Annotated in this window: 29 protein-coding genes; 5 read left to right on the top strand and 24 right to left on the bottom strand. The window is 61.0% G+C overall.

Features of this window, described 5'->3' with window-relative positions:
• Nucleotides 1-20 precede the first annotated feature (20 nt).
• The 24 genes from AC07VI_RS05740 to AC07VI_RS05625 form a co-directional block, all read right to left on the bottom strand.
• Nucleotides 21-1,253, bottom strand: a complete 1,233-nt coding sequence (locus AC07VI_RS05740; RefSeq protein ID WP_492996102.1) for a phage late control D family protein — start codon at nucleotides 1,251-1,253, stop codon at nucleotides 21-23.
• The gene (locus AC07VI_RS05735; protein ID WP_492996100.1) at nucleotides 1,250-1,858 is read right to left on the bottom strand and encodes a phage tail protein; all 609 of its coding nucleotides are present in this window, start codon (nucleotides 1,856-1,858) and stop codon (nucleotides 1,250-1,252) included. Before AC07VI_RS05735 ends, AC07VI_RS05740 begins: the two co-directional genes overlap by 4 nt.
• A 15-nt stretch (nucleotides 1,859-1,873) precedes the next feature.
• Nucleotides 1,874-4,498, bottom strand: a complete 2,625-nt coding sequence (locus AC07VI_RS05730) for a phage tail tape measure protein (protein ID WP_492996098.1) — start codon at nucleotides 4,496-4,498, stop codon at nucleotides 1,874-1,876.
• Nucleotides 4,499-4,777: 279 nt separating this feature from the next.
• Nucleotides 4,778-4,891, bottom strand: coding sequence for a GpE family phage tail protein (locus tag AC07VI_RS05725; protein ID WP_071650277.1), 114 nt, complete (start codon nucleotides 4,889-4,891; stop codon nucleotides 4,778-4,780).
• Between the two features lie 8 nt (nucleotides 4,892-4,899).
• Entirely contained in the window at nucleotides 4,900-5,208 is a 309-nt protein-coding gene (locus tag AC07VI_RS05720) for a phage tail assembly protein (protein ID WP_492996096.1), read from the bottom strand.
• 38 nt (nucleotides 5,209-5,246) lie between these two features.
• Nucleotides 5,247-5,756 (bottom strand): phage major tail tube protein, encoded by a 510-nt coding sequence (locus tag AC07VI_RS05715; protein WP_492996094.1) that lies wholly within the window; start codon nucleotides 5,754-5,756, stop codon nucleotides 5,247-5,249.
• 51 nt (nucleotides 5,757-5,807) lie between these two features.
• Nucleotides 5,808-6,983, bottom strand: coding sequence for a phage tail sheath protein (locus AC07VI_RS05710; RefSeq protein WP_492996092.1), 1,176 nt, complete (start codon nucleotides 6,981-6,983; stop codon nucleotides 5,808-5,810).
• 33 nt (nucleotides 6,984-7,016) lie between these two features.
• Nucleotides 7,017-7,562, bottom strand: a complete 546-nt coding sequence (locus AC07VI_RS05705; protein ID WP_492996090.1) for a hypothetical protein — start codon at nucleotides 7,560-7,562, stop codon at nucleotides 7,017-7,019.
• Nucleotides 7,563-7,578: 16 nt separating this feature from the next.
• Complete coding sequence (locus AC07VI_RS05700; protein WP_492996088.1) at nucleotides 7,579-8,838, bottom strand: phage tail protein; 1,260 nt, start codon at nucleotides 8,836-8,838, stop codon at nucleotides 7,579-7,581.
• Nucleotides 8,835-9,455, bottom strand: coding sequence for a phage tail protein I (locus AC07VI_RS05695; RefSeq protein WP_492996086.1), 621 nt, complete (start codon nucleotides 9,453-9,455; stop codon nucleotides 8,835-8,837). Before AC07VI_RS05695 ends, AC07VI_RS05700 begins: the two co-directional genes overlap by 4 nt.
• Entirely contained in the window at nucleotides 9,448-10,359 is a 912-nt protein-coding gene (locus AC07VI_RS05690) for a baseplate assembly protein (RefSeq protein ID WP_492996084.1), read from the bottom strand. Before AC07VI_RS05690 ends, AC07VI_RS05695 begins: the two co-directional genes overlap by 8 nt.
• On the bottom strand, nucleotides 10,356-10,700 hold the full coding sequence (locus AC07VI_RS05685; protein ID WP_474290168.1) for a GPW/gp25 family protein: 345 nt from the start codon (nucleotides 10,698-10,700) through the stop codon (nucleotides 10,356-10,358). The genes AC07VI_RS05690 and AC07VI_RS05685 overlap by 4 nt, the downstream gene beginning before the upstream one ends.
• Nucleotides 10,697-11,341 carry a phage baseplate assembly protein V gene (locus AC07VI_RS05680; RefSeq protein WP_492996080.1) on the bottom strand — a complete coding sequence of 215 codons (645 nt, stop codon included), beginning with the start codon at nucleotides 11,339-11,341 and terminating at the stop codon, nucleotides 10,697-10,699. Before AC07VI_RS05680 ends, AC07VI_RS05685 begins: the two co-directional genes overlap by 4 nt.
• 216 nt (nucleotides 11,342-11,557) lie before the next feature.
• Nucleotides 11,558-12,655 carry a hypothetical protein gene (locus AC07VI_RS05675; RefSeq protein ID WP_492996078.1) on the bottom strand — a complete coding sequence of 366 codons (1,098 nt, stop codon included), beginning with the start codon at nucleotides 12,653-12,655 and terminating at the stop codon, nucleotides 11,558-11,560.
• Between the two features lies 1 nt (nucleotide 12,656).
• Nucleotides 12,657-13,124: a phage virion morphogenesis protein gene (locus tag AC07VI_RS05670; protein ID WP_492996076.1), complete on the bottom strand. Its 468-nt coding sequence runs from the start codon at nucleotides 13,122-13,124 to the stop codon at nucleotides 12,657-12,659.
• Entirely contained in the window at nucleotides 13,121-13,609 is a 489-nt protein-coding gene (locus AC07VI_RS05665; protein WP_492996074.1) for a phage tail protein, read from the bottom strand. Before AC07VI_RS05665 ends, AC07VI_RS05670 begins: the two co-directional genes overlap by 4 nt.
• Nucleotides 13,593-14,117 (bottom strand): lysis system i-spanin subunit Rz, encoded by a 525-nt coding sequence (locus tag AC07VI_RS05660; RefSeq protein WP_492996072.1) that lies wholly within the window; start codon nucleotides 14,115-14,117, stop codon nucleotides 13,593-13,595. Before AC07VI_RS05660 ends, AC07VI_RS05665 begins: the two co-directional genes overlap by 17 nt.
• A complete protein-coding gene (locus AC07VI_RS05655; RefSeq protein WP_492996070.1) occupies nucleotides 14,114-14,671 on the bottom strand; it encodes a glycoside hydrolase family 108 protein in 558 nt (185 codons plus the stop codon). The genes AC07VI_RS05660 and AC07VI_RS05655 overlap by 4 nt, the downstream gene beginning before the upstream one ends.
• Nucleotides 14,671-15,042 (bottom strand): hypothetical protein, encoded by a 372-nt coding sequence (locus tag AC07VI_RS05650; RefSeq protein ID WP_086138193.1) that lies wholly within the window; start codon nucleotides 15,040-15,042, stop codon nucleotides 14,671-14,673. The genes AC07VI_RS05655 and AC07VI_RS05650 overlap by 1 nt, the downstream gene beginning before the upstream one ends.
• A gap of 46 nt (nucleotides 15,043-15,088) precedes the next feature.
• The gene (locus AC07VI_RS05645) at nucleotides 15,089-15,298 is read right to left on the bottom strand and encodes a tail protein X (protein ID WP_492996068.1); all 210 of its coding nucleotides are present in this window, start codon (nucleotides 15,296-15,298) and stop codon (nucleotides 15,089-15,091) included.
• Complete coding sequence (locus AC07VI_RS05640; RefSeq protein WP_492996066.1) at nucleotides 15,298-15,801, bottom strand: head completion/stabilization protein; 504 nt, start codon at nucleotides 15,799-15,801, stop codon at nucleotides 15,298-15,300. Before AC07VI_RS05640 ends, AC07VI_RS05645 begins: the two co-directional genes overlap by 1 nt.
• Before the next feature lie 108 nt (nucleotides 15,802-15,909).
• Nucleotides 15,910-16,626: a phage terminase small subunit gene (gpM, locus tag AC07VI_RS05635; protein ID WP_492996064.1), complete on the bottom strand. Its 717-nt coding sequence runs from the start codon at nucleotides 16,624-16,626 to the stop codon at nucleotides 15,910-15,912.
• The gene (locus AC07VI_RS05630; RefSeq protein WP_492996062.1) at nucleotides 16,626-17,645 is read right to left on the bottom strand and encodes a phage major capsid protein, P2 family; all 1,020 of its coding nucleotides are present in this window, start codon (nucleotides 17,643-17,645) and stop codon (nucleotides 16,626-16,628) included. The genes gpM and AC07VI_RS05630 overlap by 1 nt, the downstream gene beginning before the upstream one ends.
• A gap of 48 nt (nucleotides 17,646-17,693) precedes the next feature.
• Nucleotides 17,694-18,494, bottom strand: a complete 801-nt coding sequence (locus AC07VI_RS05625; RefSeq protein WP_492996060.1) for a GPO family capsid scaffolding protein — start codon at nucleotides 18,492-18,494, stop codon at nucleotides 17,694-17,696.
• A gap of 136 nt (nucleotides 18,495-18,630) precedes the next feature.
• Here AC07VI_RS05625 and AC07VI_RS05620 point away from each other — a divergent pair, with 136 nt between their 5' ends.
• The 5 genes from AC07VI_RS05620 to AC07VI_RS05600 all read left to right on the top strand — a co-directional run bounded on the left by AC07VI_RS05620 (nucleotide 18,631) and on the right by AC07VI_RS05600 (nucleotide 23,434).
• Nucleotides 18,631-20,430, top strand: coding sequence for a terminase ATPase subunit family protein (locus AC07VI_RS05620; protein WP_492996058.1), 1,800 nt, complete (start codon nucleotides 18,631-18,633; stop codon nucleotides 20,428-20,430).
• Between the two features lie 14 nt (nucleotides 20,431-20,444).
• On the top strand, nucleotides 20,445-21,491 hold the full coding sequence (locus AC07VI_RS05615; RefSeq protein WP_492996392.1) for a phage portal protein: 1,047 nt from the start codon (nucleotides 20,445-20,447) through the stop codon (nucleotides 21,489-21,491).
• Nucleotides 21,488-21,703 (top strand): hypothetical protein, encoded by a 216-nt coding sequence (locus tag AC07VI_RS05610; RefSeq protein ID WP_492996056.1) that lies wholly within the window; start codon nucleotides 21,488-21,490, stop codon nucleotides 21,701-21,703. The genes AC07VI_RS05615 and AC07VI_RS05610 overlap by 4 nt, the downstream gene beginning before the upstream one ends.
• Before the next feature lie 550 nt (nucleotides 21,704-22,253).
• On the top strand, nucleotides 22,254-22,574 hold the full coding sequence (locus tag AC07VI_RS05605; RefSeq protein WP_492996054.1) for a hypothetical protein: 321 nt from the start codon (nucleotides 22,254-22,256) through the stop codon (nucleotides 22,572-22,574).
• Nucleotides 22,571-23,434 (top strand): hypothetical protein, encoded by an 864-nt coding sequence (locus tag AC07VI_RS05600; RefSeq protein ID WP_492996052.1) that lies wholly within the window; start codon nucleotides 22,571-22,573, stop codon nucleotides 23,432-23,434. Before AC07VI_RS05605 ends, AC07VI_RS05600 begins: the two co-directional genes overlap by 4 nt.
• The last annotated feature ends 243 nt before the right edge of the window (nucleotides 23,435-23,677 follow it).

Raw genomic sequence — 23,677 nt, 5'->3', positions numbered from 1 at the left:
TAGATCGTCTCCTCCGGCCTTCAAGGTTGCTCGCTGTTTTCCCTAATGATGTCACGCACTTCCACAATTCGATTCCATGCCTTTTTGACGGCGTTTTCTGCATTCTGCTTGGTCGTATAAATGTGCCCCAACGTTTTGAGATTACCCACTGACCCCGCCATTTCCTGACCTGTCTGTTTCTTCTTCCTGGCCACGTCCTTCCACTTGGCCACCACGCCCGTAACGCCCTCGTCCGGATCTTTTTCTTCCTCGCGCTCGGCCTCGACCGCTTCCGTCTTCGTTTCGAACTCCACCCGCGTGGTAAAGCCGTTGCCGCCCAGGCTGTGCGTGACCTTGACCGATAGCCACTCGGTGGCGTCGATCTCGGGTTTGAAGCCTGTCACCGTCACGGGCGATTGCGGGAACACGGCCGGGTTGCCCAGGGCCAGGCTCATTTCAAAGGTGGCCAGGCCGCGCAGGATGCGCTGCCATTCGGCCACGGCCGCCGCGCGCGCGTCGGTTTCGTTGGCGAAGGTGGTGCGCAGGCGCTTGCTGTTGCCAGGCACGCCGGCCACGACGCTGCGGCGGCGCGCGTAGCGCTCGTCGTGCCAGAAGGCGCGCACGCCCGTGTAGGCGTCACTCTCGGCGCTGTGGTAGCGGTGGCCGTCGCCCAGGGCGCGCGTGATGGGGATGACGGGCAGCGTCTTGCCGCTGGCGGTGCGGCTCTGGTTGATGGGAATGAAGAGCAAAGTGTCATTCTTGACGGTGGCCACCGCGTCGTATTTCCTGCCCAGCCGGCGCAGGAAGGCCGCATCGCTTTCGTGGGTCTGGTCGATGTGCTCGACGGCGGTGTCGCGCAGGCGCGCGGACACGCCCGACGCCAGCTCGTTGCGAAAGGCAATCGCCTCGATGATGGCGCCCAGGGTGGTCTTGTGAAAGCTGTGTTCCTGCTGCTGCTTAAAGGTGTCGATCAGGTTGGCCGACCTGGCGCGCAGGGTAATGGTGTCGGGCGCGCCGCTGTGCTCCACCTCGTCGACGGTGAACTTGCCCATGTCCACCAGGCCGGACGCTTGCCAGCCCAGCGCCAGGGCGATCTGCGCGCCGCGCGGCGGCAGGGCCAGCTTGCCGTCGCTGTCGTCCAGGGAAATGTCGAGCTGGTCGCTCTCGTCGCCACGGCACAGGGTCAAGGTCAAATTGATCAGCCGCGGTGAAACGATGGCCGTCAAATCCTTGTCCTCGATGCTGACCTTGAAGGCGGGGATATGCTCGCTCATTTGAACTTGTCCGCCGCGCTGCCGATGGCGCCGCTGATGCTGCCGCCGATCTTGTCTTTCATTTCGCTGACGACACCGCCGTATTTCGACGTGATGCCGCCGACCACATTGCCCACCACGCTGCCCACGGCATTCCTGGCCGCGCCGGCGATGCTGCTGGTCATGCCGTCGATGCTCAGCATGTTTTTCAGGTCGCCAATGTCGCCCAGGCCGACCATGGCCGGCACGCCGTCGTCGTCACGCTTGAGCGCAATCGAGAACTCGACGCGGCGCGCGCCGCCGCTGCCGTCCAGGATGGTGCGGCCTTCCGTCATGCTCGTGATACGGTACGAGCCGAGAATGCGGCCCGTGCCCTGGATCAGAATCCACGATTTACCCGTGTCGGCCATCATGCGCAGCGCATCGAGCGAGTACAGGGAGCCGGTCAGTTCCGGAGCCACCCAGCCCGACAGGGTGATGGTGTCGTCGCCGGGCCCCACGTACTGGTGCGCGTCGCGCAGGCCCACGCGGGCCGTGCTGGCGTGCTTCCATTCGGTTTGTCGCTGCAGCTCGTGATAGGCCAGCGTGGGCAGGCTGAACACGAACATTCCTAAAATCATCATCATGGTGTGCTTCTTTCTTTAATCGTGGTCGCGCAGGGATGAGCGGATGCGTGCCGCCTTTTCGCGGTCGCGTTGTTCCATGGCCGCATACACGGCGCGCGCGATGGCCTGGGGATCGGTGCCGGCCTGCACGTTGAAAGTGATTTCGATCTTGTCGCCCTGGATGGTCATGCCGGCGCCGAACCCGCCTTGTGCCAGCGGCGCGCGGGTATCGAAGGCGCTGGCGGGTAACGCCGTGGCCGTGCCGATGGCGATACCGGCGCCCAACTGCGTCAGGCGCTGCGCCAGGCCGGAAACCTTGGCAATCGGTGCGCCCTCGCTGCGGTCCAGTCCCACGGCCAGGCCTTGCATGGTGTAGTCGCCGAGCTGGGCAAACACGCGGCTTGGGCTGTGGATGCCCAGCTTTTCCTTGAACCAGGCAATGGTGCTGGAACCGGCATTGCTGATGGCGTCCTTGACGGCGCCCATGGAACCCGTGATGCCATTGACCAGGCCGCGCAGGATGTTGGCGCCGAACTCGGTGAACTGGGCCGGCAGCTGGATGCCGAACCAGCTCATGACGCCCGCGAACGCCTGATAGAACACGCCGACGGGCGACCAGTTGATAATCAGCGCGCTGATACCCGCCAGGCCGCCGGCACACGTCGCCTTGAGCTGCGACCACACGCCGGCAAAGAACGTCTTGACCGGCTCCCAGCATTGATAGATGACGTTCAAGCTGCTGGTGATGCCGCTGGCCATGCCACGCAGCAGGCCGCTGCCGAAGTCGCTGAACCTGGCCGGCAGCGCAATGCCGAACCAGCCCAGCACGCCAGCGAAGGCGCGATAGAACAGGCCCAGCGGCGACCAGTTGACGATCAGGGCGCTGACGCTATTAACGCCGCCGGCAAAGGCGGTCTTGACGTGCGACCAGATGCCGGTAAAGAAACCCTTGATCGGCTCCCAGTATTTATAGATCAGGTAGGCGGCGCCGGCGATGACCGTGATGGCGATGCCAATCGGGTTCATCAGAAGAGCGCGGCCCAGCCACAGCACGGCGCGGCCCGCCCACATGAAGGCGCCGCCCAGGCCGCGCAGGATGGGCGTGAGTACGCCGCCGGTCACGCCCATCTTGGCGAACATGACGTGCAGCATGGCATACGGGCCGACCAGGGCGGCGATGCCCAGCATCAGCGGGCCGAGCACCAACAGGATGCCTGCAAGGATGGCAAAGCCAGCGATCATGACCTTGGCCACGGTCGGGTTGCGCTCCATGAAGCCATTCAGGCGTGTGATGGCACTGATGGCCATTTCCAGTCCCTGCGCATACAGCGGCAGGATTTTTTCGCCCATGGTGAGTTTCAGATTGGCCATTCTGGCCGTCGCTTCCAATTCGGCGCCGCCGGCCTGCTGCTTGCCCAGGTCATAAATCTGCTCGATGTCGTACGCGCCTGCGTTCAGCTTGGCATTCTTGTGCATCTGGATGCGTTGCCGGAACATGTCCAGAAACTGATTGCCGGCCGTGCGGTTCGAAAACAAACTGCCGATGGTGTCCTCAATTTGCTTAGCATCCGTGATGCCTTTCTTTTCCAGTTGTGGCAGCAAGACGGTTTCCAGCCACTCAAACTGGCTGCGTCGGAAAATGTCACTGCCCAGCAGGGCGCCAGGGCCAAGGGTCGCACTTTGCGCCACTTTGTCGTGCTTGACCTGACCACGGTCTTTAATCAGCCCCAGTCTTTCCATGTTGCTGACGGCGCGTTTCGTGGTGCGCCCCTGGTACAGGTTCGTATAGCCGGACATCAGGGCCGTGCCGGCGCGGTGGCCACCGACTTCCTGGACCAGAGGTTCCATCTGGTAATAGAACTGCTTGTCGTCCATGATCTTGGCGGCGATGCCGCCCGTCTTGATGAAGTTCAGCCACTCCGTCGGCCCCACGCGTCCGCCCGTGGCCGTGATGACCTTTTGCATCATGTTGGCCTGGTCGTGGAATTTTTCCGAGCTGGCCGTGCCGCCGCGCTGCTCGATGACTTTGAGCAAGTCCATGAAGATGCGCTCGTTCTCTTCGCCCGACTCGGCGCCGAAGAATGCCTTGTTGGCAAACTTCATCTTGGCCAGGGTGGGCGCGACCATTTCCGCGTGGTGCAGATCGCCAAAGATCGACATCGCGTCGCGCACCAGTTCCAGGTTTTCGTTCTGGCTGGTGCCGTAGGTTTTCATGTTCTGGGCAAACTTGATGGCCTGCTGGCTGGTTTTCGGCCCCAGGCCCAGGGCATTCACGCGGGCCTTTTCCAGCTGGTAGTGCTTCGCCTCGTGCAGCCCATTGGCGATGGGCATAGCCATTACCGCGCCGGCCGCTGTCGCGCCGGCGCCGGCCGTGGCAATGTTGCCCGCCTTGCTGCGCAGCTTGTCGGCGTGCTGCGTGGCGTTGGTGACGCGCTGCTGCTTGGCGGCGGAGGCGGCCAGGCGCTTTTGTTGCGAGGCCAGTTCAACGTTCGTCAACTGGATACTGTTTTTTAGCCATTCCTGGGCCTTGCCCAACTGGCGCGTGTCGATGCCGGCGTCCTTCAGGCTGGTGCGCAGAACGCGGAATTGCTGGCTCTGTTCTCGGCCTTTTAGCGTCAAGGCCTGCGTGACCTTCGTAGCCGCCTTCAAATCACGCGTCATGGCGCGTGTAGGAGACTCGGTCTGTTTTATGCTTGCGGCCAGCTCTTTTACTTTTTTTTGAGCTTCTTTCAGCTCAACCCCCGTTGTTCGAATACCGCTATGTAGTTCGCGGAATTTCCCAAGGTTCCTTTGCTGCGTGTTCAGTTCACGCAAGCGGTCGCTGGTGGTCTTCAACGCCTTGGCCGTGTCACTGGAGCCGCCCATGATTTTTTTCAGCGGGCCGGTAATCTTGTCCAGCGCTGCAAACACTACCTGTAACTTCAAATCCCCACCAGCCATCTATTCCGCTCCGCTTCGTTGCCTGGCGCGTTCGCGCCAGGCCATCAGTTCATCAATCGTAAAATCGTCCATCGCTGCCGGCGTCCAGTGGAAGACGCCGGCAATGTCGGCCATGGCGTCTTCTACTTCGCCGGGGATACCGAAAGGCGATCGGCTTTGCTCGCCAAAAAACCGGCAACCTCGGCGCCCACGGCCAGCAGGTCGGCCGGGTCCATGTTGGCGATGTCGTGCGCCGTCAGGGTCGGCTCGGTGATGCGCGGCAGTACGATCTGCAGGGCCGACACGTTCAGGTTGGCCAGCTCGATCAGGGAAATGCCGCGCAGGGCGCCCGCTTTGGGCTTGCGCACCGTTAGCGAGGTGATGAAGCCTTCGCCACGCTTGATCGGTTCGTCCAGCTCGATGACGGCTTGATTGTTGTTTTCGGTGTTCATGGTGTTGTCCTTGTGTGTGGGTGGTGAATAAAAAGGGATTACAGGCCGCTGGCCTTGCGGATGGCGGCATTGGTATCGATGCCGCCGATGTTCTCGATGCCGCTCATGAAGTCCAGTTCGATGACGGTGGCGCCGTCAATCATCAGCTTGTAATAGCTGCAGGCCATCGTGTATTTATGCGTGGTGTCGTCGCCCATCTTGGCACCGCCCATGTCCATTTCCTTGTAGCGGCCGCGCACGACAACCTCGACGGCAGCGACGTTGCCGTCTTCGTCGTTCTGGTAAGCGCCGGCGAAGCGCAGCATCACGGCACCGTGCGCATGCGCGCCGTATTGCTTCAAGGCTTCGGCGATCAGGCCGCCGCCGCTCCATTCCAGCGACAGCGCCTCGTTGCCGAAGTCCACGGACACGGGGCCGCTCATGCCACCGGCGCGGTACTCTTCCATCTTGCGGCTGAGTTTCGGCAAGGTGACTTCGGGCACCATGCCCATGAACAGCACGCCGTTTTGAAACACGTTGAATTGCTTGAGTTTGTGGGGCATGCCCATAATTTTCTCCAGTGGTCAGGGGCGCCCGCGCGGGCGCGGGCAGGGAAGTAATTAGGCCGCGATGCGCGAGGCGAAATCGGCCAGGTAGCGGTCGGTAATGCGCTGCTGGAATTTCAGATTTTCCAGCGGCGGCACGGGCGTGTAGTCGTAGTCGATGGCCAGCTTGCCGTCTTTCAAGCCTGTCTTGTCGTTGTACTGCTCGTCATACCAGGCCTGGCCGTCGATGATGTAGCCCTGCAATTTCAGGTCGCGGAACTTGGCATTGATGCTTTCCAGCAGGTCGCGCACCAGGGACGGATGCAAGGGCAAATCGACAAAGGCGAAATGCGCCTCGGCGATGGTGTCGGCCAGCACCTGGGCCGTGCGCGTGTAGCTTTCGAAATAGAAGAAGCCGCCCGGCGCTTCGCAGGTGCGCGAACCCCAGAAACGATAGCCGCCCATGTTAATCAGGGTCGTGACTTCCTTGGCGTTGAGCACGCCGGCGTCGGTGGCCGGGTCTTGCAGGTCGAAAAATACGTCCTTGGTCAGGCCGGTGGGGCCGTTGACGACCACGTTCGACAGCGTCTTGTGCCAGCCCGTTTCCTCGTCGATCTTGGCGCGCAGGCCCATGGCGTAGGCCACCGCGGAAATGCTGGCCTCTTCGTCGATGGTCTTGTCCCAGTTGACGAAGTCCGGCCAGATAATCATGACCTCGCGCTGGCCGAACTGGCCGCGATAGGTCGTGGCGGCCACCACGTTGCTGCAGCCATACGCGGAGGCGTACACGAAGCTGCGCAGTTGCTGCGCCACGCTGGCCAGGGCGTTGGTGACGGCCTTGGTATCCAGGCCCGGCGCGCCCAGGATGCGCGGTTTCACGCCGAGCCTGCTTTGCGCGGCCAGCAAGGCTTTCACGCCCAGGTACTTGCCGTCCGGCGACACGCCGCCCACGACATTGGTGGTGGTTTCCGCTTCCGTCTCGCCCTGTTCCACGCGCACGACGACGCACAATGGCTTGGTCTGCGCGGCAATCGCCTCCAACGCGCGGCACAGGGTGCCCGTCTTGCCGGCCTTGCCCATGGCGGCCAGCACGTTGGTGACGAGCACGGGCGTGTCGAGCGGGAAGGCGGCCGGGTCGGCGTCGTCGGCCGTGGCGATCAGGCCCAGCACGGCCGTGGACACGGTGCGGATCGGGCGCGAACCCTCGTTGATTTCAATGACGCGCACGCCATGGTGGTAGTCGGTGGCCAAAATTAGTTCTCCTGGTGAGTGGTGAATGGGGCGTTACTGGGCAATGGGGGGCACGAGGGCAATGCCGGCGTCGTCGAAGGCGCGGCGGGCTTCGCCCGGCAAGCTGGCGGCGATGCGGTCGTACTCGCCTTTGATGGCCGCCTGCAGCGCTGGCATATCCTGCGCGGCGATGACCGATGGGCAGATGGTGATGTCGAGCAGCGCCTGGCGCGCTTCGATGGCGCCTTCCACGATGTCCGTTTCGCCGTTCATCATTGCCGCGAAGCCGATGCCGGCCAGGCGGTTCAAGACGGCTTCACGCGCCGCGCGCACTGCGTTGAGGTAGACGGCGGCCAATTGCACATACGGCGTGGGCGCGCGGGCCGTCACGATCCACTGGCCACGGGGATCGAGCGAGACGGTGGCGCCTTCGGCCACCGCCGCCTGCATGCCGGCAAGCAGTTCGGCAGGAATCAGCACGGCGTCAGCGGGCCATGAGCCGGCGGCGTCATAGGCCGCGCGCAGGCGTTCGGGGTAGAAGCCTGCCGTTTGCAGGGAATAAAAAACGGCATCGAGGTTGTCGGGGGCAAGCATATCCATGGGGGGCTTTCTCTTGTTAATAGCCGCGTGCGGTATAGGTGATGGGGTAAGCCAGGTAATCACTGGCGCTGGAATTGACTACCGCCACCGGCACGCCGCTGCGCGTTTTCGCATCCATGTTGAAGTTGACGGAACCGGCACCCAGGGAACCGTGGATGACGTTGCCTTGAATGGACAGCAGCCCATTAGGGAATGCCGTTGGGAATGTCAGCATGCTGTAGCCGGTTTTACTGGCGACAAAGGTTCCTGTCTGGCACATGATGCCGCCGGGCGATGCCTGGCAGGAACTCACGCCAGCGCCGGTAATGGACGTGAGGAAATCAGCGTTACGCCACATTTCTGCCGTCGTGTCGATGACTTGCCATACGCTATCGGTAATGGCGGCGAGGGTGATGTACTGGCCGGATTTGACATCCATGCCGGTCACGCTGGACACATCGGCATTGAGCGAGGCGCCGGGGCCGGGGGCAAGTCGCCCCACCTTTCCGGCCAGGCCGAAGAAGTGAATACAGCGGCCGGAATTGGTCGTGATGCCCAGCTCGCTCGGCTTGGGAAGCGTGAACAGCACGTTGTCGGCAGAAAAATACAGGCATTTGCCGATGTCCTCGCCGGTCAAGCTGCGCGACGCCGGTACTGCGCCGGATGCCACGATATTGCCCTGTTCCTGCTGTACAAAAGCAGCATTGACCAGCTTTTTTGATGCGTCGAACATTGGCCGCGTCGACACTTCCTTCATGCTGTACTGGGGATGCGGGTCAAGTGCTGCCAGGTGCGCAGCGACTTGTTTGTCGGTATAGGCGCGCACCTCGATATCCTGCTGATCGGCATACTGGCGCGTGGCCAGCACGACGGACGGATCGATTTTCAGCTCGATGGCGGCCGCGCTGGCGACGATCAGCACCACGCGCACCACTTGCGTGCGGCCGCTGCCTTCGACCATCAGGGGCTTGTAGCTGGGCGGGCAGTTGGCCACGGCGCACAGGTCGCCCGCTTCGTCGTAGATGCCGATTTCGCGCAGCCACCAGCCGCCCACGTCCTCGGGCAAGACTTGCTCGACGATGATCTGGCTGGCGTTGGCCGGGTCGATGGCCAACTGGTTCAGGTCGGCGCGGCGCACTTCATGCACGAGCGCCTTTTGCAAGCGGTCGGGGATCGGCAGGGCGCCGTTGCCGTCACCCACGCCCATTTTTTTCAATTTCAGGGTTTGGCCCAGGGCAATGGCGTTCGCCAGCTTGGCCTCACCCACCTGCGTCAGAATGGCAAAGTATGTGCTCATGGATAGATGGTCATGGTGTCAATGGTATGGGGTGCGCCGCCTTGTAACAGCGTGCCGCGCACTTCGATTTCTTCGGCGATCCACGGATAGACCGTCATCGCATCGCCGTGATAGGTACTCAAGCCGATCCGCACCTGGCCACGGGTTTCCAGATACAGCGCCAGGCCTGTCAAATGTCGGCTGACGGGCTTGGCGTCGGCAATCAGGCGTTCCATTTCCTGGAACATGGCGTCCGTGATGCCTGTATCCAGCACGCCCACGTCGAGGCGGAACGTGCCGGGCGCCCCGGGCGGAGTGGTCTGCCACCATTCGGTAATGCGGATCAAATAGCCCAGGGACTCCACCACGCGGCGCACGGCGGCAATCGTGCCCTTGTGCTTGTGGATGAAGTAGGACGCCTTGATGGTGCCGCGCTTGATCGACTCGGGCCAGGCGTCGTCCCAACGGTCGACGGAACAGGCCCAGGCCAGGAATGGGAGCAGGGCAACGGGGCAGCGGTCGGCGTTCCACAGGTCGCGCAGCGGCACGGGCACGTTGACCAGCTCGGCGCAGGCCACGGCAATGGCGCGTTCCAGTGCCGTGGTGTTGGGCGGCAGGGTCGGCACGAGCTTATTCATCGAGCACCACCACGTTGAGATTGATGCCGGTGCATCGCGCGGCCTGGGTGGCGTCCAGTTCGATGTCCGCCGCCGGGCTGGTCAAGACGACCTTGCGCACGCCTTCGACGTGCACGGCGGCGCTGCAGGCGGAACGGTAGATGCTGTGCCCCAGCGGGCGGCGCGGCTGCGAGACGCGCACGGCGTTGGCGCGCGCGGCGTCCAGCAGAATCGGCACTTCCGGGCCGACGCCGATAAACAAGGTGGCCTCGATCTGGTAATCGATGACCTGGGCGGCTTGCACCGTCAGGCGGTCGCCCAGGGGGCGCACTTCCTCGGCGTTGAGCGCGCGCGCCACGGTGCCCAAGAGTTCGGCGTCGGCGATGCCGGTGTCGTTGTTGGCCAGCACCGTGACGGCGACGTACGCCGGCGCCGGGCTGGTGGCGCTCGCGTCCTTGACGCGGCCGTCGCTGCTGCGGGCATGGAATTCATACGACGCTTTCGGACCGGCCACGGACAGGCCGTCCGGCGCTTCCTGGATGCGCAGGCGATAGGCATCGTTGTCTTCCATGACAGCAAGCACGGGCGGCAGGGCGTTGGGATTGGCCGGCGTAATGGTCAGGCGCGCCACGTTGACGTTGGCGCCCAGCTGGTCCAGGTCGCCATCGAGGGCGAACGCCAGCATGACGGCCTTGCCGGCGTCGTTGACGCGGTTGCGCAGGATGGTTTCCTGATACGCGTTCTCTTCCAGCAGCTTGGTGGCCGGTTCCGATTCCAGCTCCAGGAGGGCCGTGACGGCGGCGCGCTCGGCTTCCGGCAGCAGGCTCACCAGGTGGGCTTTGCGCGTGGCGAGGATGGTTTCAAAGTCCAGCACCTCGACCACGCTGGGCGCCGGCAACTGGGTCAGGTCGATGGGTGTGCTCATACGGCGCCGCCTTGCTTGACAGGCACGGCCAGGGTGATGCCCTGGCCATTCGCCGTGCCATCGAGCAGTAGGGCGATGGCACCGTCCGTGTCGCGCGTCAGCTGCACGCTGGCGAGCTGCAAACGCGGCTCCCAGCGGCGCAGGGCAAAGGCGGTGGCCGCGTAGATGCGCAATTGCGTCGCGCTGTTTAAGGGCTGGTCGATCAGCTCGGGCACTTCGGAGCCATAGCGGCGGCGCCGGATGCGCGAACCCATCGGCGTGGTGAGAATGTCGGTCACGGACTGGCGCAGGTGGCCCAGGCCCGTCAGGCTGCGCCCGGTGGCGGCGTGCATGCCCATCATGCTTGTGGCCCGCCCGACTGGTCGTCACCTTGCTTGACGCCGCCGTGCGGATGCTTGAGCAAGCTGATGGCGCCGGCCAGCACGTCTTCGCTGGCTTTGATCGTGCCTTGCACGGCCATGGCCACGCCGCCAGCGGCGCCGGCCTTGGCATTCACGCCGCCATTCAGGGCGGTCGCGCCGTTGACGATCAGGTTTTTCATGACGGTCAGATCACCCGTGCAGATGGTGCTGGGCGCGTTCGACGTCACCTTGTCGGCCGTGATGGTGGCCGTGCCGCCGGGGAGCACGGCCGTCAGGGCGTGGGCCGCGTGGTCGTACTGCACCACGGCGCCGTCGGGGTAATGCGTGGTATGGATGCTATCGCTCGATTCGGGAGCGTCAAATTCCTGCGAGTACAGCGCCGGCAGGATGATGCCGCGCGTCAGGTCGCCGCCCGGGGAAAAGACAATGACCTGTTCGCCGACGGTGGGTGCCGACCAGGTGCGCGTGCTGCCGGCGCGTGGCGTGGCCCATTTCAGCCATTCGGTGGTGAGTGTCGGCCCGAGCCGCACGCGCGCCTTGGCCCCTTTGACCTCGGCGATGGTGCCCAGGCGGATCAGGTTTTGCAGCAAGCGGAGGATGTCGGACAGGTCGGCGTTCATGCAATGCATGTTGCCGAAGTCCGCGTGCGGATGCACGCGGGGGCGGGTTGATATAGCGCTTAATGGCTACGGCTATTGTTAAGGGGGTGATGCAAGTGGCAGTATCTCTGCTTTCGCCCCTGAAGCCGGCATTCTTCAACGACAGGTACAGACCGCTCATATCCGTTGATTGAATATTTTGTATTGCCGACCTGATGTGGAAATTTTTTGCGATACTCAGGACAAGTAGGCTACTTGATCAACGCATCTTAAAAATGCGTTGCCACGAGATTTTGCGACAGAACTCGCTCCTTCGTTCCACCATGCTGACGCGTGAGCTACATGAATTGGCTGCGCTGCCTCTGGAACTTCGGCAATAACTGAAGTGAACACAACGATACCATCGCAGTCACCTCTTTCCAAAGCAACTCTGAAAATTTCCTTATTTGATAAAATGAATGATCGATTCATGTTATCCAAGCGACGTTTAAGCGCTGAATTGTTAGGCTCAGTCCAAACTTCATTTTCTGGCACGAGGTCGTCTAAGTTGAACGCAGCAATGCCAGGGCGCCCATGTGTTTTAAGTTGACTACAGGCCCTTTCTAATTGATTAAGGACTGCCTGTTCGGAGTAGATTTTCTTGCAAGCGACACTATACTCCCCAAGGTCTGCCCCAAGCGAAACAACTAGATCAGGCTCCGCGAATCGTATTGGAGTTGTTCCTAGCTTTATTCGACGATATAAATCAAGCTCCCAAAGCGCGTCTTTCCCCAAAGACTGCTCTCTTTCAGAAAGGCTTATCTGACTGCGAACAATCCGATGGAAAATTTCTTGTGTACTATCCGGCTCTTCTTTAAGCGCTGCCTCAATCGCGCGTGCAATCCATACGCCCTCATTCGCTTTTAAGAATATCTTGCGCCATTGGTTATCCGTCAAAGAATTAGCCCGACTTTTTAGCCGTCGTATCTTTGCGAACAACGCCCCTAAGCAACTACCCGAATGCACAGGCAGTTTTCTGGCTGCAAGAGCTTCTTCCACTCGAAGAACAATAGCCAATGCTTCGTCTGTGCTGCAAGAAATCGTTCGAGCCTCAGACTTATGGTGGTTCGAAGCGCTTGGTAAAGTTGGGGACCCTGTCAAAGCCGACGTAGAGGAAACCGATAATTTTGCTTTTTTATCGCTCGAATTAGTATGCTTCATCGTAGCTTTCGTTTTCAGTACTGATGGTTTAGAAAAATTATGAACTGAAACGATCCACTCCTGGCCGATAGTGGAAATTTCTATGCAACTATAACTCAATGATAACTTCTGCCGGTTGAACTTTGAATTAATCATCTCAGAATTGTTCTAAATGATTCAGTAAAGATTCACGGATCAACGTCCGATCTGCTTCACTGAATCCCAGCAGCGGCCGGGCCGGGTAGCTGTATTTTGGGCCATTCTTTGAGACGCTATCCGTCAAACCCTCATGATGCACACGTGTGACGTGCATCACCTTAGCCACGAAGCCGACAGTCAACTGGCCAGGATCTGCATGCACCTTCAGGTATTTTGCACTGCGAATCTTGGCGAACATGGCGGCCTTCTGGCGTTTGATGCGCCCCTTCTTTCCCTTGAATTCCTTGCGCCGCTTGCGTGCCGGATAGGCCGTACCATCCGGCCCCTGCTGCGCCTTGATGCGTTGCGCCTGGCTGCGGCGCAGGTCGATGGCCACTTTGTGATTGATGGCGCGGCGCTGGGCCGGCTGCAGCTTGGTCAGCAGGGCGCCGGCCCAGGCTTCCAGTGCGTGCAGGTCGTCGCTCATGCTGCCGCCTGCGGTACTTGCCATTCGGCCAGCAGCGTATCGCCGTCGTACAGCGTCCAGAATGCGTCCGCGTAGCCAGGCGTGCCCTGCGGCTCGGCGGCGTGCTGGATGTCGTGGCGGCCGCCGTCGCCGCGCTTGACGATGACGCGTTCGGTCAAGTCCAGTTTGATGGAAATATCGACGGTTTCGTGGTTATTGAAATCCACTTCGAAGCTGATGCCGCGCTTGCGCTGTTCCTCGTTGGCCATGAGTTCGGCCTGGTGGACTTTCAGCCAGGAGATCATGGCCACCATGATGGCGTCCGCGTCGCCCGCGTAGTCGGTGACGATCAGGTTCAATTTAAAACGGTATTCGAAGGAGAGGGAGGCGGTGGCGGTGGTGATCACGTTGCCTTCGTCCACGAAGACGACGAGGCGGTCAGGATCGCGCTGCAGCTCGGGGATGGCGGCGGCCAGGTGCTGGCGCAGGCTATTCGGTTTGTACATGGTAGGTGTCCCGGATCAGGTTGTAGGCGTCGATGCAGGCGTTCAGTTGCCGGGTGGCGGCGTCGCCGTCGCTGGCGATGGCGTCAAGAGCTGCCGCAGCCGCGCCGTCAAGTTCGGCGCGCGCTTGCTGGCGATCGCTTCCGGCAGCGGCGGTATCTGCAGTGCCGGCGCCAGTGTCGGGGCAATGCCTAGCGACGGGGATTGACAGGCGGATAGCGCCGCTGCGCACGTCAGCCATAAAGCGGTCGCGGTCAGTTTGTGCATGGTGGTTGTCCTTGATGAGTTGATCGGTGCGCGCGGCAAGGGCGCTGGCGGCCGTGCGTTCCAGCAGCAGCACCCGGCCGGTGGCTTGCACCAGCGCGGCGGCGGCCGTTGCCTGGGCGGTGGCCGCGGTGCGGCGCAAGTCGGCCAGGGTGGTGTCCTTGCGCCAGCCCTGCACCGTCCAGCCGAGCACGGCGCCCGCCAGCAGGCCCATGGCCAGCGCGCGCCAGGGTGGCGCCGCGATCACGGGGCCACCCGCGTGCGCAGCCAGCCGAACAGGAAGCGGCGCTGCGTCTTGTTCGCTTCCGTGATGTCCAGGTAGCGCGCCGCCTGCAGGCCGTTCAGGGCGCGCAGCATGACGGTGGCGCCTTCCTGGCCGCGCCAGGCGAGAAAGGCGGCCAGTGCGCCCAGCGACTGGTCGCCCAGGCTGCCATCGACGGTGAGCACGGGATAGCGCGCGCCCGTATCATTAAAACCGTTCAGCCAGCGCTGCAGGAATTCGGCCGCCACGCGCGGCCCCATGTTGACGCCCGTGTCGATCAGTTCCGCGCCGATGCCGACGTGGATGGCCAGCACCTGGTCGAATTTCGGGCCCGTGATATAGCGGGCCAGATAGATGGCGCGCGCCAGCGCCACGGGCAGGCCGCGCATGGCGCCCTGGTAGCCGTTGGCGCGCGCCACGGCCACGGTGATGCCGAAGTTGGTTTCGCCGCCCTTGTCGTGCTGGTTGTTCACATAGCCGCCTTCGGCGCGCAGCACGTCATCAATCGTGCGCGCGATCAGCGCATCGGTGGTGGCCATCAATGCTCCTTCGCGTCGTTGACCAGCTCGGCGATGTCCTTGTCGCTGCGGCGCTGGAACCACAGGGCCACGGCGCGCGATACCCACCAGCCGGGCGCACCCACGATCAAATCGACGGCGGAGGCGTTGACCATGGCGCCAATGGCGGGCAGTTGCGCGCACAGCAGCTGGTACGCGGTGCCGCCCAGCAGGCACGAGAACACGCCGGCGCAGGCCAGGCGGGCGACGAATTCGCCCTTGTTGAAGGTGCCGTCGCTGTTCAAGGGCGGCAGCACGATATACAGCATGGCGGCGCCGATCATGCCCAGCGCGGCCTTGAAGCCGTACAGTTTGACCAGGGCGGCGAAGCCACCAAACGATTCTGCGGACATAGCTTGTTTCTCCATGATGAGGATAAATTAAAAGTTGTTGAAGAAGTCAGTCCCATAGCTGCACAACGTCGGCCATGGCGGCCACGCTGGCGGTAGGTTCCGGCAGGGTGACGACCAGGCCGGCCGGCAGCACGGCGCCGTGGCGTGCCAGCGCGGGATTCATTTCAAGGGTGTGCTCGATGTATCCCGCACCGTCGCCCAGGTAGCGCCACACCAGGGCGTCCACCGTGTCGTGCTGTTGCGTGCGCACCTGCATCAGATCAGTTCCACGGTGAGGTGCGTGCGCCCGACCATATCGGCGATGGCCCATTGCGCATTGCGCCGCTGCGCGCCTGGCGCCTCGTCGAGCCATTCCATGCTTTTCTTGTCGCTGACGGACGTGGCCGTGCTGTCGTAGTCGCGGTAACGCTCGATCAGGTCCGCTTTCGCCGTGCTGTAGACAGCGCGCCGGTACTGCGCCAGCAGACGGGATTCGCGGTTGATGCGCGCGGCCGGCACGTCCACCAGGGCGGCGATACCGGTAGCAGCCTGCTTGCCCTGCCAGTCGGCCAGCTCGCGGTTGACCTGCAGGATGGCGTCCACCACGGCTTGTACCAGGCGCGTGTCGGTGACGGTGCCGTCCAGGCGCATGGCGTCGCGCATATCGGAGAGAAGGATGTCGGGAAACCAGCCGTCGTTCTCGATGATGCCGACGGCCGGTGCTGGCGGCGCCGGGGCGGTGCCGGGCGGGATGGACGGGGGCAGGGCCATGAAGGACATACGGGGCGCTTTCAAAAAATAGGGCGGTGGACGGGGTTCATCAGGTCAACATCGTTGCCGATGCGTGGCCAGAATCCCCCCGTGCCGCCGTGCTGCGGGGGATGCTCTTTACGTGGAACCGGCCGCGCGCTTGAGGCGCCGCTCCAGCTTTTCCATATCCTTCTTGACGCCGCACGATTCCGACAGCGCGCGGGCGCGTTTCAGCTGGGCCATGGCGTTTTCCGCCTGCGCCACCAGTTCCGGGGCGATGTCCGTCTCGTCCGCCTGGTCGAGCACGGCGATCATGGCCAGGCCCATGGCCTTGTGCAACTTGGCGCGCGCCTGGTCGGGCGCGTCGCTGGCGGCAGTCAACTGTTCCACCTGACCCAGCACCAGGGTGGCGTGCTGCGGATCGCTGGCCAGCTTGCCGTGCAAATAGCCTTCGGCGAATTGGTCCAGCATCAGCGTGGCGATGTCGCGGCTGTAGGTCTCGGGCAGGGTGAATTTATGCGCCAGCGCGTATTCGGCCATGACCAGGGCGCGGTCATATTCGCCCGTGTCGATGTGCCACACCAGCAGGGTGGCGAACACGTCATCCTGCGCACCCTTGCCGCCGGCCAGCACGCCGTCGATCCATTGCGCGTAATCCGGCAGCAAGGTGGCCTTGACCTCGATCTTGCGTTCCACGGACTGAATGGACTTCAGGCGGCGCCGGTCATCGGCCAGCTTGTAGAGCATCATTTCGTAGGCCGTGCCGGTGGTCACGCCTTGCGGCGCAGCGGCGCCGGCCGTGCGCTCGGCCAGCATGCGCGCGCGGTGGCGCAGGGCGGGGGATTGGTTGGCCATCACTTGTCTTTCAGCTCGATGTTTTCCACCAGCGCAGCCAGGCCCAGGTCTTCGATCACGTAGGCGTCATTCGACGACTCGTAATTCTCGATGCGGTCACGCTTGGGCACGTCCTCGACGCGGCGACGGCGCGCGCCTTCCTGGAAGTAGATCGACAGATTGTCGAAACGCGTAATCAGGATGGCGTTGTCCGGGAAGTAGGGCACGCGCGCCGCTGGCAAGCCGCCGATGCGTTTCTGGCTGATGATGATGTCGGCCGCCAGGGTTTCCGTGGGCGCCTGCTTGGTGTTCACCAGCGGGAAGTATTTATCGTTCAGCAGCTTGCGCCCGACGATGGCCACCAGATTGGTGTCTTCCTGATACCACGGGTCCAGCAGGTTGACGGCATCGGTGACGGCCGCGTCGAGGTTGGCATAGTCGGCGCCGTCCACGTCGCCGATGATGACCTTGCCCGGCATGCCGGCGGCGACCAGGCCCAGCACGCGCTCGGGCGCCTGCTCGCGCAAGTGCTGCAGCCAGCCCTTGTTCACGTCCTGCAGCAGCGGATTGGCGGCCAGGTCAGTGGTGGCCATGACTTTCACGCCATTGAAACCGATGACGATGCGGTCCAGCGCCTGGCGCGTCAAGATGGCATTGGCCACGCGCGATTGAAAGTCCTGGAACTTGGCCCAGGCGTCCAGCTTGGCATAGCTCAGGTGCGTGTCGAAGTTGGTTTGCTCGCAGCGGTATTTCGTGCTGTCCATGGTGGACAGGTCGCGCGTTTCGCGTTCCTTGTCCTTGGTGTTGGTGCGGCTGGCAATCGGGCCGGAGACGCCCAGGCCCAGCTTTTCGCCTTCCTGCTCGCCCACGCCGATGATGTTCACTTTCGACAGGAACTCGCTCGATTCCTGCATCTTGTTTTCCAGCTTTTGCTGCACGCTGGGCGTGACGCTGAACGTCTTGGCCACGTTGTCCGTGTCATTCAGCTGGCCCAGGCGGGTTTCATATTGGCCAAAGACCTGGCGCGTTTGCTTTTTCATGGTTCGGTGCTCCGTTGTTGAATGGGGGGGAAGAAAGGGCGAGGGCGCTTAAAACTCGGTCTGCACGGCGCCGTCGTTGCCGGTGGCGGCGGGGCGGCGCGGGCCGTTGCCGGGCGCCTCGTCCATCTGCGCCTTGAAGGCGGCCAGCTCGTCCTGCGTGGCCTGCAATGCCGTTTCGGCTTTTTCCAGGCGCGTCACGGCGTCCACGTAGTTGTCGTTGGCGGTGACGACGTGGCCGGCCAGCGCCTGCACGGCTTCGCTGATGTCGGTGAACTGCGCCGCGTCGGCGCCGGATTTATGGGAAAAGCGCGACAGCAGGTTTTTCACGGCGTCGGCCAGCCTGATGCCTTGCTCTTCGAACTCCAGCTCGACCTCGACGGCCGACGTAAACAGGTTGGTGCTTTGTTGCTTGCGGCTGGCCGAGAATTGCAGCGCCTCGGTGCCCAGGCTGGCGGGGCTGTCGGTGACGCCCAGGCCGACTAGGTAGGGCTGCGACGAGTCGGCAAAGTCGGGCTGAATTTCCAGGCTGGTGTACAGCTTCTGTTTCGCCTTGTTGATGGCCACCAGTTCCGGCGTGGGTTCGATCTGCGCGAACAGGGCCAGTTTCTTGCCGCTGTCCGTGTCCACTTCTTCGGCCTTGACGGCGATTACGTCGCCGTAGGCCTTGAACTGGCTGTCGGGCAGGATGCCCCGGATGTGTTCCAGCCAGATGCGCGCGCCGTAGGTTTTCGGGTTGTAGGTCGCGGCGATCTGCTCAATGGTGGCGCGGTCGATGTTGCGGCCGTCCGTGGTGGCGCCTTCGGTGGCGACGCGGAAGAATTTCGATGGTTTGGTTGATGGTTTGGACATGGCGGGCGTTCTCGGTTGATCGGATAACGCCATGGTCAACGTCTTGGCGCTGCGATTCAATGCGCTGCGGGTTGCTATGGGCCATAGCGACTTTTGCCTTCCCCCGCTCCGCGCGCGCGCGGCCTACGCTGGCGGCATGTTAGGAATCCATCAAACCCCTGAAGAAAAAATCGCCGAACTGGCCGTGCCCGAATCCGAGCCGCGCCGTGCCGCGCGCGCCCTGTACTGGAAGGGCTGGCGCATTTCGTCCATCGCCCGCCACCTCGGGATCAAGCGCGGCACCATCAATAGCTGGAAGCTGCGCGACGAGTGGGACAAGGCGCAGGCCATCGAGCACGTGGAAGCGTCGGCCGAACTGCGCCTGGTCAAGCTGATCGAAAAAGAGGTCAAGAGCGGCAGCGACTACAAGGAAATCGATTTACTCGCCCGCACCATCGTGCAGATGGCGCGCGTGCGCCGCTATGAGCAACCGGGCGGCAACGAGGTCGATCTCAACCCGAAACTGGCGAACCGCAATGCTGGCCCGAAGAAGAAGCCGACGCGCAACGACTTCAGCGAAGAACAGAAAATCCAGCTGCTCGACGCCTTCCAGGATTCGCTCTTCGACTATCAAAAGGTCTGGTATCGCAACGGCGACCAGCGCACGCGCGCCATCCTCAAGTCGCGCCAGATCGGCGCCACCTGGTACTTCGCCCGCGAGGCGCTGGCCGACGCGATGAAAACGGGCCGCAATCAAATCTTCCTGTCGGCGTCGAAGTCGCAGGCCCATGTCTTCAAGCAATACATCGTGCAATTCGCGCGCGAGGCGGCCGGCATCGAGCTGACGGGCGACCCCATCGTGCTGCCGAACGGCGCGCACCTGTATTTCCTGGGCACCAATGCGCGCACGGCGCAGGGCTACCACGGCAATTTCTACTTCGATGAATTCTTTTGGACGCAGAACTTCCAGGAACTCAACAAGGTGGCCTCGGGCATGGCCATCCACAAGAAGTGGCGCAAGACGTATTTTTCGACGCCATCCTCGACCACGCACCAGGCGTACCCGTTCTGGACGGGCGAGCTGTTCAACAAGCGCCGCGCCAAGGCGGATCAGGTCAACATCGACGTGAGCCATGGCCGCTTGTCGTCGGGTTTTACCGGCGAAGACAAGATCTGGCGCCAGATCGTCACGATCCTGGACGCCGAGCGCGGCGGCTGCAACCTGTTCGACATCGACGAGCTGCGCAACTTCGAATACAGCCCCGACCAGTTCGACAACCTGCTGATGTGCAATTTTATTGACGACTCGGCCTCGGTCTTCCCGCTGGCCGAGCTGCAGCGCTGCATGGTCGATTCCTGGGTTGAATGGGACGACTACAAACCCCTGTTGGGCCTGCGCCCCTTCGGCAACCGCGCCGTGTGGATCGGCTATGACCCGGCCTTGAACGGTGACAGCGCCGGTTGCGTGGTGCTGGCGCCGCCCATGACGGCCGGCGGCAAGTTCCGCATCCTGGAGCGCCACCAGTGGCGCGGGCAGAGCTTCGAAGACCACGCCGACGCCATCCGCCAGATGACCCAGCGCTACAACGTCGAATACATCGGCATCGATACCACGGGCATGGGCATCGGCGTGCTGCCCATCGTACGCGGCTTCTTCCCGGCTGTGACGGCCCTGAATTACTCGCCCGAAGTCAAGACCCGCATGGTGCTGAAAGCCAAAAACATCATCAGCAAGGGCCGGCTGGAGTTTGACGCCGGCTGGACGGACATCGCGCAGTCCTTCATGGCCATCCACAAGACCCTCACCCCCAGCGGGCGGCACGTGACCTATGTCGCCGGCCGCAGCGATGAAACCGGCCACGCCGATCTGGCGTGGGCCTGCATGCACGCCCTCGATCACGAGCCATTCGAAGGCACCACCGACAACCACCACTCTTTCATGGAGATTTATTCTTGAGCAAAGCACGACACTTGCGCGCGCGCGGCCAGCAGGCCCAGTCCGCGCCACCACCAGCCGCTACGGCGTCGGCCGCCGCCGGCATCGAGGCATTTTCTTTCGGCGACCCCACGCCCGTGCTCGAGCACGCCGACATTCTCGACTGCTTCGAATGCTGGAAGAACGGCCACTGGTATGAGCCGCCCGTCAACCTGGCCGGGCTGGCCAAGTCCTTCAACGCGGGCGTGCACCACAGCAGCGCCATCCACTTTAAGGCCAACGTGCTGACGTCCACCTTGATGCCGACGAAATACCTGTCGCGCGATGGCTTCAAGCGCATGGCCCTGGACTATCTGACCTTCGGCAATGCCTACCTGGAAGACCGCCCCAGCCGCAGCGGCAAGGCGCTGGCGTACCAGCATGCGCTGGCCAAGTACATGCGGCGCGGCGTGGACCTCGACACGTATTTCTTCGTCAACGGTTACCAGGCCGTGCATGAATTCGACAAGGGCCGCGTGTTCCACCTGATGGAGCCGGACGTGAACCAGGAGCTGTACGGGGTGCCGCAGTACCTGAGCGCCCTGCAATCGGCCTGGCTCAACGAGGCGGCCACCTTGTTCCGCCGCAAGTACTACAAGAACGGTTCGCACGCCGGTTTCGTGTTCTACATGACGGACGCGGCCGCCAACACGCAGGACGTGGACAACCTGCGCCAGGCCATGCGCGACAGCAAGGGGCCGGGCAACTTCCGCAACCTGTTCATGTACGCGCCGAACGGCAAGAAGGACGGCATCCAGATCCTGCCCGTGTCGGACGTGGCCGCCAAGGACGAGTTTTTCAACATCAAGAGCGTCACGCGCGACGACCAGCTGGCCGCGCACCGCGTGCCGCCGCAACTGATGGGCATCCTGCCGAACAATGCCGGCGGCTTCGGCGCCGTCGAGCCGGCCGCGCGGGTCTTCGCGCGTAACGAGCTGGTGCCGCTGCAGGCGCAGTTCGAAGCGATCAACGAATGGGCGGGCGTGGAAGTGGTGCGCTTCGCCCCGTATGACCTGGCGACCGGTGGGGAGGGCGCGCAATGAGCGACCACGTAGACAACACCGACAAGATCATCTTTGCCGAGGTGGCGCGCGGCCTGGCTGCCGTGCGTGGCCGGCCCGCCCTGGTGGCGCATGGCTGCTGCCACTATTGCGACGAGGCGCTGACGCCTGGGCTGCTGTTCTGCAATGTGGACTGCCGCGACGATTACGAGAAGGAGCAGGCGGCCAAGGCCCGCGCGGGCCGCGCAGGATGAGCACCACGCCGCGATAGCCGGCAGGGCGGGGCCGCGATAGCCCAGCCGCGCCGGAACGCCCCAGCCACCGCACAAGCCGCCCACGAGGCGGCTTTTTCACGTCCTGATGGATGATGTTGCTATGGATGCAAGAAAAAACCCCATTTCGGCCCGGCGCGCGCAGTTGTCCCCCCTCCACACCTGCCCGCTATATAGGGGTCTTTTGACTCAAATGTGCGCCATGGCCGAAGGTGCATGAGGACTGGCGCGGCGGGGCGAAGAGGGGGCATGCGATTTGACGCATTTTGACGCGCTTTGAAGGATTTTTTTTGCGTTGCTACCTGAACGCCTAGTCAACGGTTCTTCGGTGGAATCGGTGCGATTAATTTATTGATGTTTCCATTGAGGGGGGAAATTCAGGATTGCATTGTCACAATATTATTGTCAAAAAATTATAATCAAAGTAATACCACTTTGAAAATTAATGAAATTTCTCGCAACATGTACTTGTAAATAATCGTTATTGTATATATTATCAAAAATGTCATCCACTATGTCAATAAGAGTCAGCATGGATTTTTCAAAATGGGCACCTTATCTACATTATCCGCTTACATTTTCTGCCTTTTGCCTTTTGCTCGCTTTTTTTATATTTAAAATGGTATTTGTAAAAAATAAAATAAAACTGGCAGGAATTATTGTGTGTTGTATTTTTTCAGCATATGGTGGCTATCTTAAATATGCTGAGATTGATTCATCTTCAAACAATAAATTGGATAAAAATAAGAAAAATTCTGATAGTAAAAATCAGCAGATCAATATTGGTGATGATGGCATTAATGTTGATAATTCAGGTAGCGGAAAACAAATAAATAACTTCAATAAAAAATGATACTTAAAATATATAAAGCATTGGCATGCGTGGCTTTTGCGATTGCAACTCCGGTCATCTGTTCTGCGGAAGTGATGAGTCAGGTTAATAATGGTAAGAATGGTACGAATATCTCAAATTCTGGACACGGACAACAAACTAATATTATTTTTGGTAATTTAGCTTCTAATAGCTCTGCTGTTGATAACAATCAAATCGTAATGTTATTGGCTGCCTTAAAAAAAGAGGCAAATCGTCGTAATGAGAAGCGCGATCCTCTTTTTACAAAGTTGGAACGATTTCTGGTTTCTAGTAATCCAACCGAAATTGAAGTGCAATATTATACTTTTGAGAAATGGTTGGGTGACGATGAAGAGGCGTTAACCATACATGTATATAATGCGTCAAATTTACCCGCCGAGAGCGTGTCTTTTCGTATACTTCTACCCCGGAAAAGCGGCGAAAAAGAATCGGCGGCAGTCACATTCAAGGGAAGTGCGGCTATTCCAGCTCGCTTGCGAAAAGCTATTTATATGCCGCAGCAACAAAAGATTGGACTACCATTTGCTTTGCTTTCAGAGTTGCGTGCTGCAGTGGAAAGCGGAAGGACGAAAGACTTTGAAATGATTGGGGCGGGATTAAGCCATGAATTGCCTATTGATGTAAAGGAGAAATTTGAAGAGCGGTCACGAGTTAGCACTCCTGGAAGTTTTCAATATTTTTCTTACACAAATGAATTGCTGGGGATTGAAATTAATTTCACTACAATTTTTAACCAAAAAATTACACGAATATTTCCCATTAACATTTATTTTGGGAAAAACATGAATGCGCCTCTGCAGCAGAATGTGCAAGAAGAAGATAAGAAAACACCGTCATAGTGTTCTTTTCGGACTCGCCTCATATTGTCTTTTATACGATTCGCGTTGCTTTTTTCGCTGCGAGATATGGGAGTCTAACCACTTCGTAATGATCTAGGGCAACAGTCTTAGTTCGACCATGAAGGTCATTTTCTCGCTCCACAAACGTAAAATACACCGCATGGATGCAAGCTTTGACGACTGCTATAATATGACTTTCGCGGAGCAGAAACGGGCCGCAAGCCCGCATGGTTGTTGAGTTCC

Source organism: Janthinobacterium sp. GW821-FHT03A03, from assembly GCF_059421435.1.
The sequence above is the reverse complement of the archived record's forward strand: the minus strand, read 5'-3'. Positions and strand labels throughout refer to the sequence as shown.

What these genes read in the sequence shown, in the direction of transcription:
- AC07VI_RS05625 (WP_492996060.1), bottom strand. Translation starts at nt 18,494, where the DNA reads ATGTCCAAACCATCAACCAAACCATCGAAATTCTTCCGCGTCGCCACC.
- AC07VI_RS05715 (WP_492996094.1), bottom strand. Translation starts at nt 5,756, where the DNA reads ATGGGCATGCCCCACAAACTCAAGCAATTCAACGTGTTTCAAAACGGC.
- AC07VI_RS05685 (WP_474290168.1), bottom strand. Translation starts at nt 10,700, where the DNA reads ATGATGGGCATGCACGCCGCCACCGGGCGCAGCCTGACGGGCCTGGGC.
- AC07VI_RS05700 (WP_492996088.1), bottom strand. Translation starts at nt 8,838, where the DNA reads ATGAGCACATACTTTGCCATTCTGACGCAGGTGGGTGAGGCCAAGCTG.
- AC07VI_RS05610 (WP_492996056.1), top strand. Translation starts at nt 21,488, where the DNA reads ATGAGCGACCACGTAGACAACACCGACAAGATCATCTTTGCCGAGGTG.
- AC07VI_RS05665 (WP_492996074.1), bottom strand. Translation starts at nt 13,609, where the DNA reads ATGTACAAACCGAATAGCCTGCGCCAGCACCTGGCCGCCGCCATCCCC.
- AC07VI_RS05690 (WP_492996084.1), bottom strand. Translation starts at nt 10,359, where the DNA reads ATGAGCACACCCATCGACCTGACCCAGTTGCCGGCGCCCAGCGTGGTC.
- AC07VI_RS05640 (WP_492996066.1), bottom strand. Translation starts at nt 15,801, where the DNA reads ATGTCCTTCATGGCCCTGCCCCCGTCCATCCCGCCCGGCACCGCCCCG.
- AC07VI_RS05630 (WP_492996062.1), bottom strand. Translation starts at nt 17,645, where the DNA reads ATGAAAAAGCAAACGCGCCAGGTCTTTGGCCAATATGAAACCCGCCTG.
- AC07VI_RS05675 (WP_492996078.1), bottom strand. Translation starts at nt 12,655, where the DNA reads ATGATTAATTCAAAGTTCAACCGGCAGAAGTTATCATTGAGTTATAGT.
- AC07VI_RS05650 (WP_086138193.1), bottom strand. Translation starts at nt 15,042, where the DNA reads ATGTCCGCAGAATCGTTTGGTGGCTTCGCCGCCCTGGTCAAACTGTAC.
- AC07VI_RS05620 (WP_492996058.1), top strand. Translation starts at nt 18,631, where the DNA reads ATGTTAGGAATCCATCAAACCCCTGAAGAAAAAATCGCCGAACTGGCC.
- AC07VI_RS05645 (WP_492996068.1), bottom strand. Translation starts at nt 15,298, where the DNA reads ATGCAGGTGCGCACGCAACAGCACGACACGGTGGACGCCCTGGTGTGG.
- AC07VI_RS05655 (WP_492996070.1), bottom strand. Translation starts at nt 14,671, where the DNA reads ATGGCCACCACCGATGCGCTGATCGCGCGCACGATTGATGACGTGCTG.
- AC07VI_RS05725 (WP_071650277.1), bottom strand. Translation starts at nt 4,891, where the DNA reads ATGGCCGACATTGCCGGCGTCTTCCACTGGACGCCGGCAGCGATGGAC.
- AC07VI_RS05680 (WP_492996080.1), bottom strand. Translation starts at nt 11,341, where the DNA reads ATGAACGCCGACCTGTCCGACATCCTCCGCTTGCTGCAAAACCTGATC.
- AC07VI_RS05695 (WP_492996086.1), bottom strand. Translation starts at nt 9,455, where the DNA reads ATGAATAAGCTCGTGCCGACCCTGCCGCCCAACACCACGGCACTGGAA.
- AC07VI_RS05740 (WP_492996102.1), bottom strand. Translation starts at nt 1,253, where the DNA reads ATGAGCGAGCATATCCCCGCCTTCAAGGTCAGCATCGAGGACAAGGAT.
- AC07VI_RS05670 (WP_492996076.1), bottom strand. Translation starts at nt 13,124, where the DNA reads ATGAGCGACGACCTGCACGCACTGGAAGCCTGGGCCGGCGCCCTGCTG.
- AC07VI_RS05730 (WP_492996098.1), bottom strand. Translation starts at nt 4,498, where the DNA reads ATGACGCGTGATTTGAAGGCGGCTACGAAGGTCACGCAGGCCTTGACG.
- AC07VI_RS05735 (WP_492996100.1), bottom strand. Translation starts at nt 1,858, where the DNA reads ATGATGATGATTTTAGGAATGTTCGTGTTCAGCCTGCCCACGCTGGCC.
- gpM (WP_492996064.1), bottom strand. Translation starts at nt 16,626, where the DNA reads ATGGCCAACCAATCCCCCGCCCTGCGCCACCGCGCGCGCATGCTGGCC.
- AC07VI_RS05720 (WP_492996096.1), bottom strand. Translation starts at nt 5,208, where the DNA reads ATGAACACCGAAAACAACAATCAAGCCGTCATCGAGCTGGACGAACCG.
- AC07VI_RS05705 (WP_492996090.1), bottom strand. Translation starts at nt 7,562, where the DNA reads ATGGATATGCTTGCCCCCGACAACCTCGATGCCGTTTTTTATTCCCTG.
- AC07VI_RS05600 (WP_492996052.1), top strand. Translation starts at nt 22,571, where the DNA reads ATGATACTTAAAATATATAAAGCATTGGCATGCGTGGCTTTTGCGATT.
- AC07VI_RS05605 (WP_492996054.1), top strand. Translation starts at nt 22,254, where the DNA reads ATGGATTTTTCAAAATGGGCACCTTATCTACATTATCCGCTTACATTT.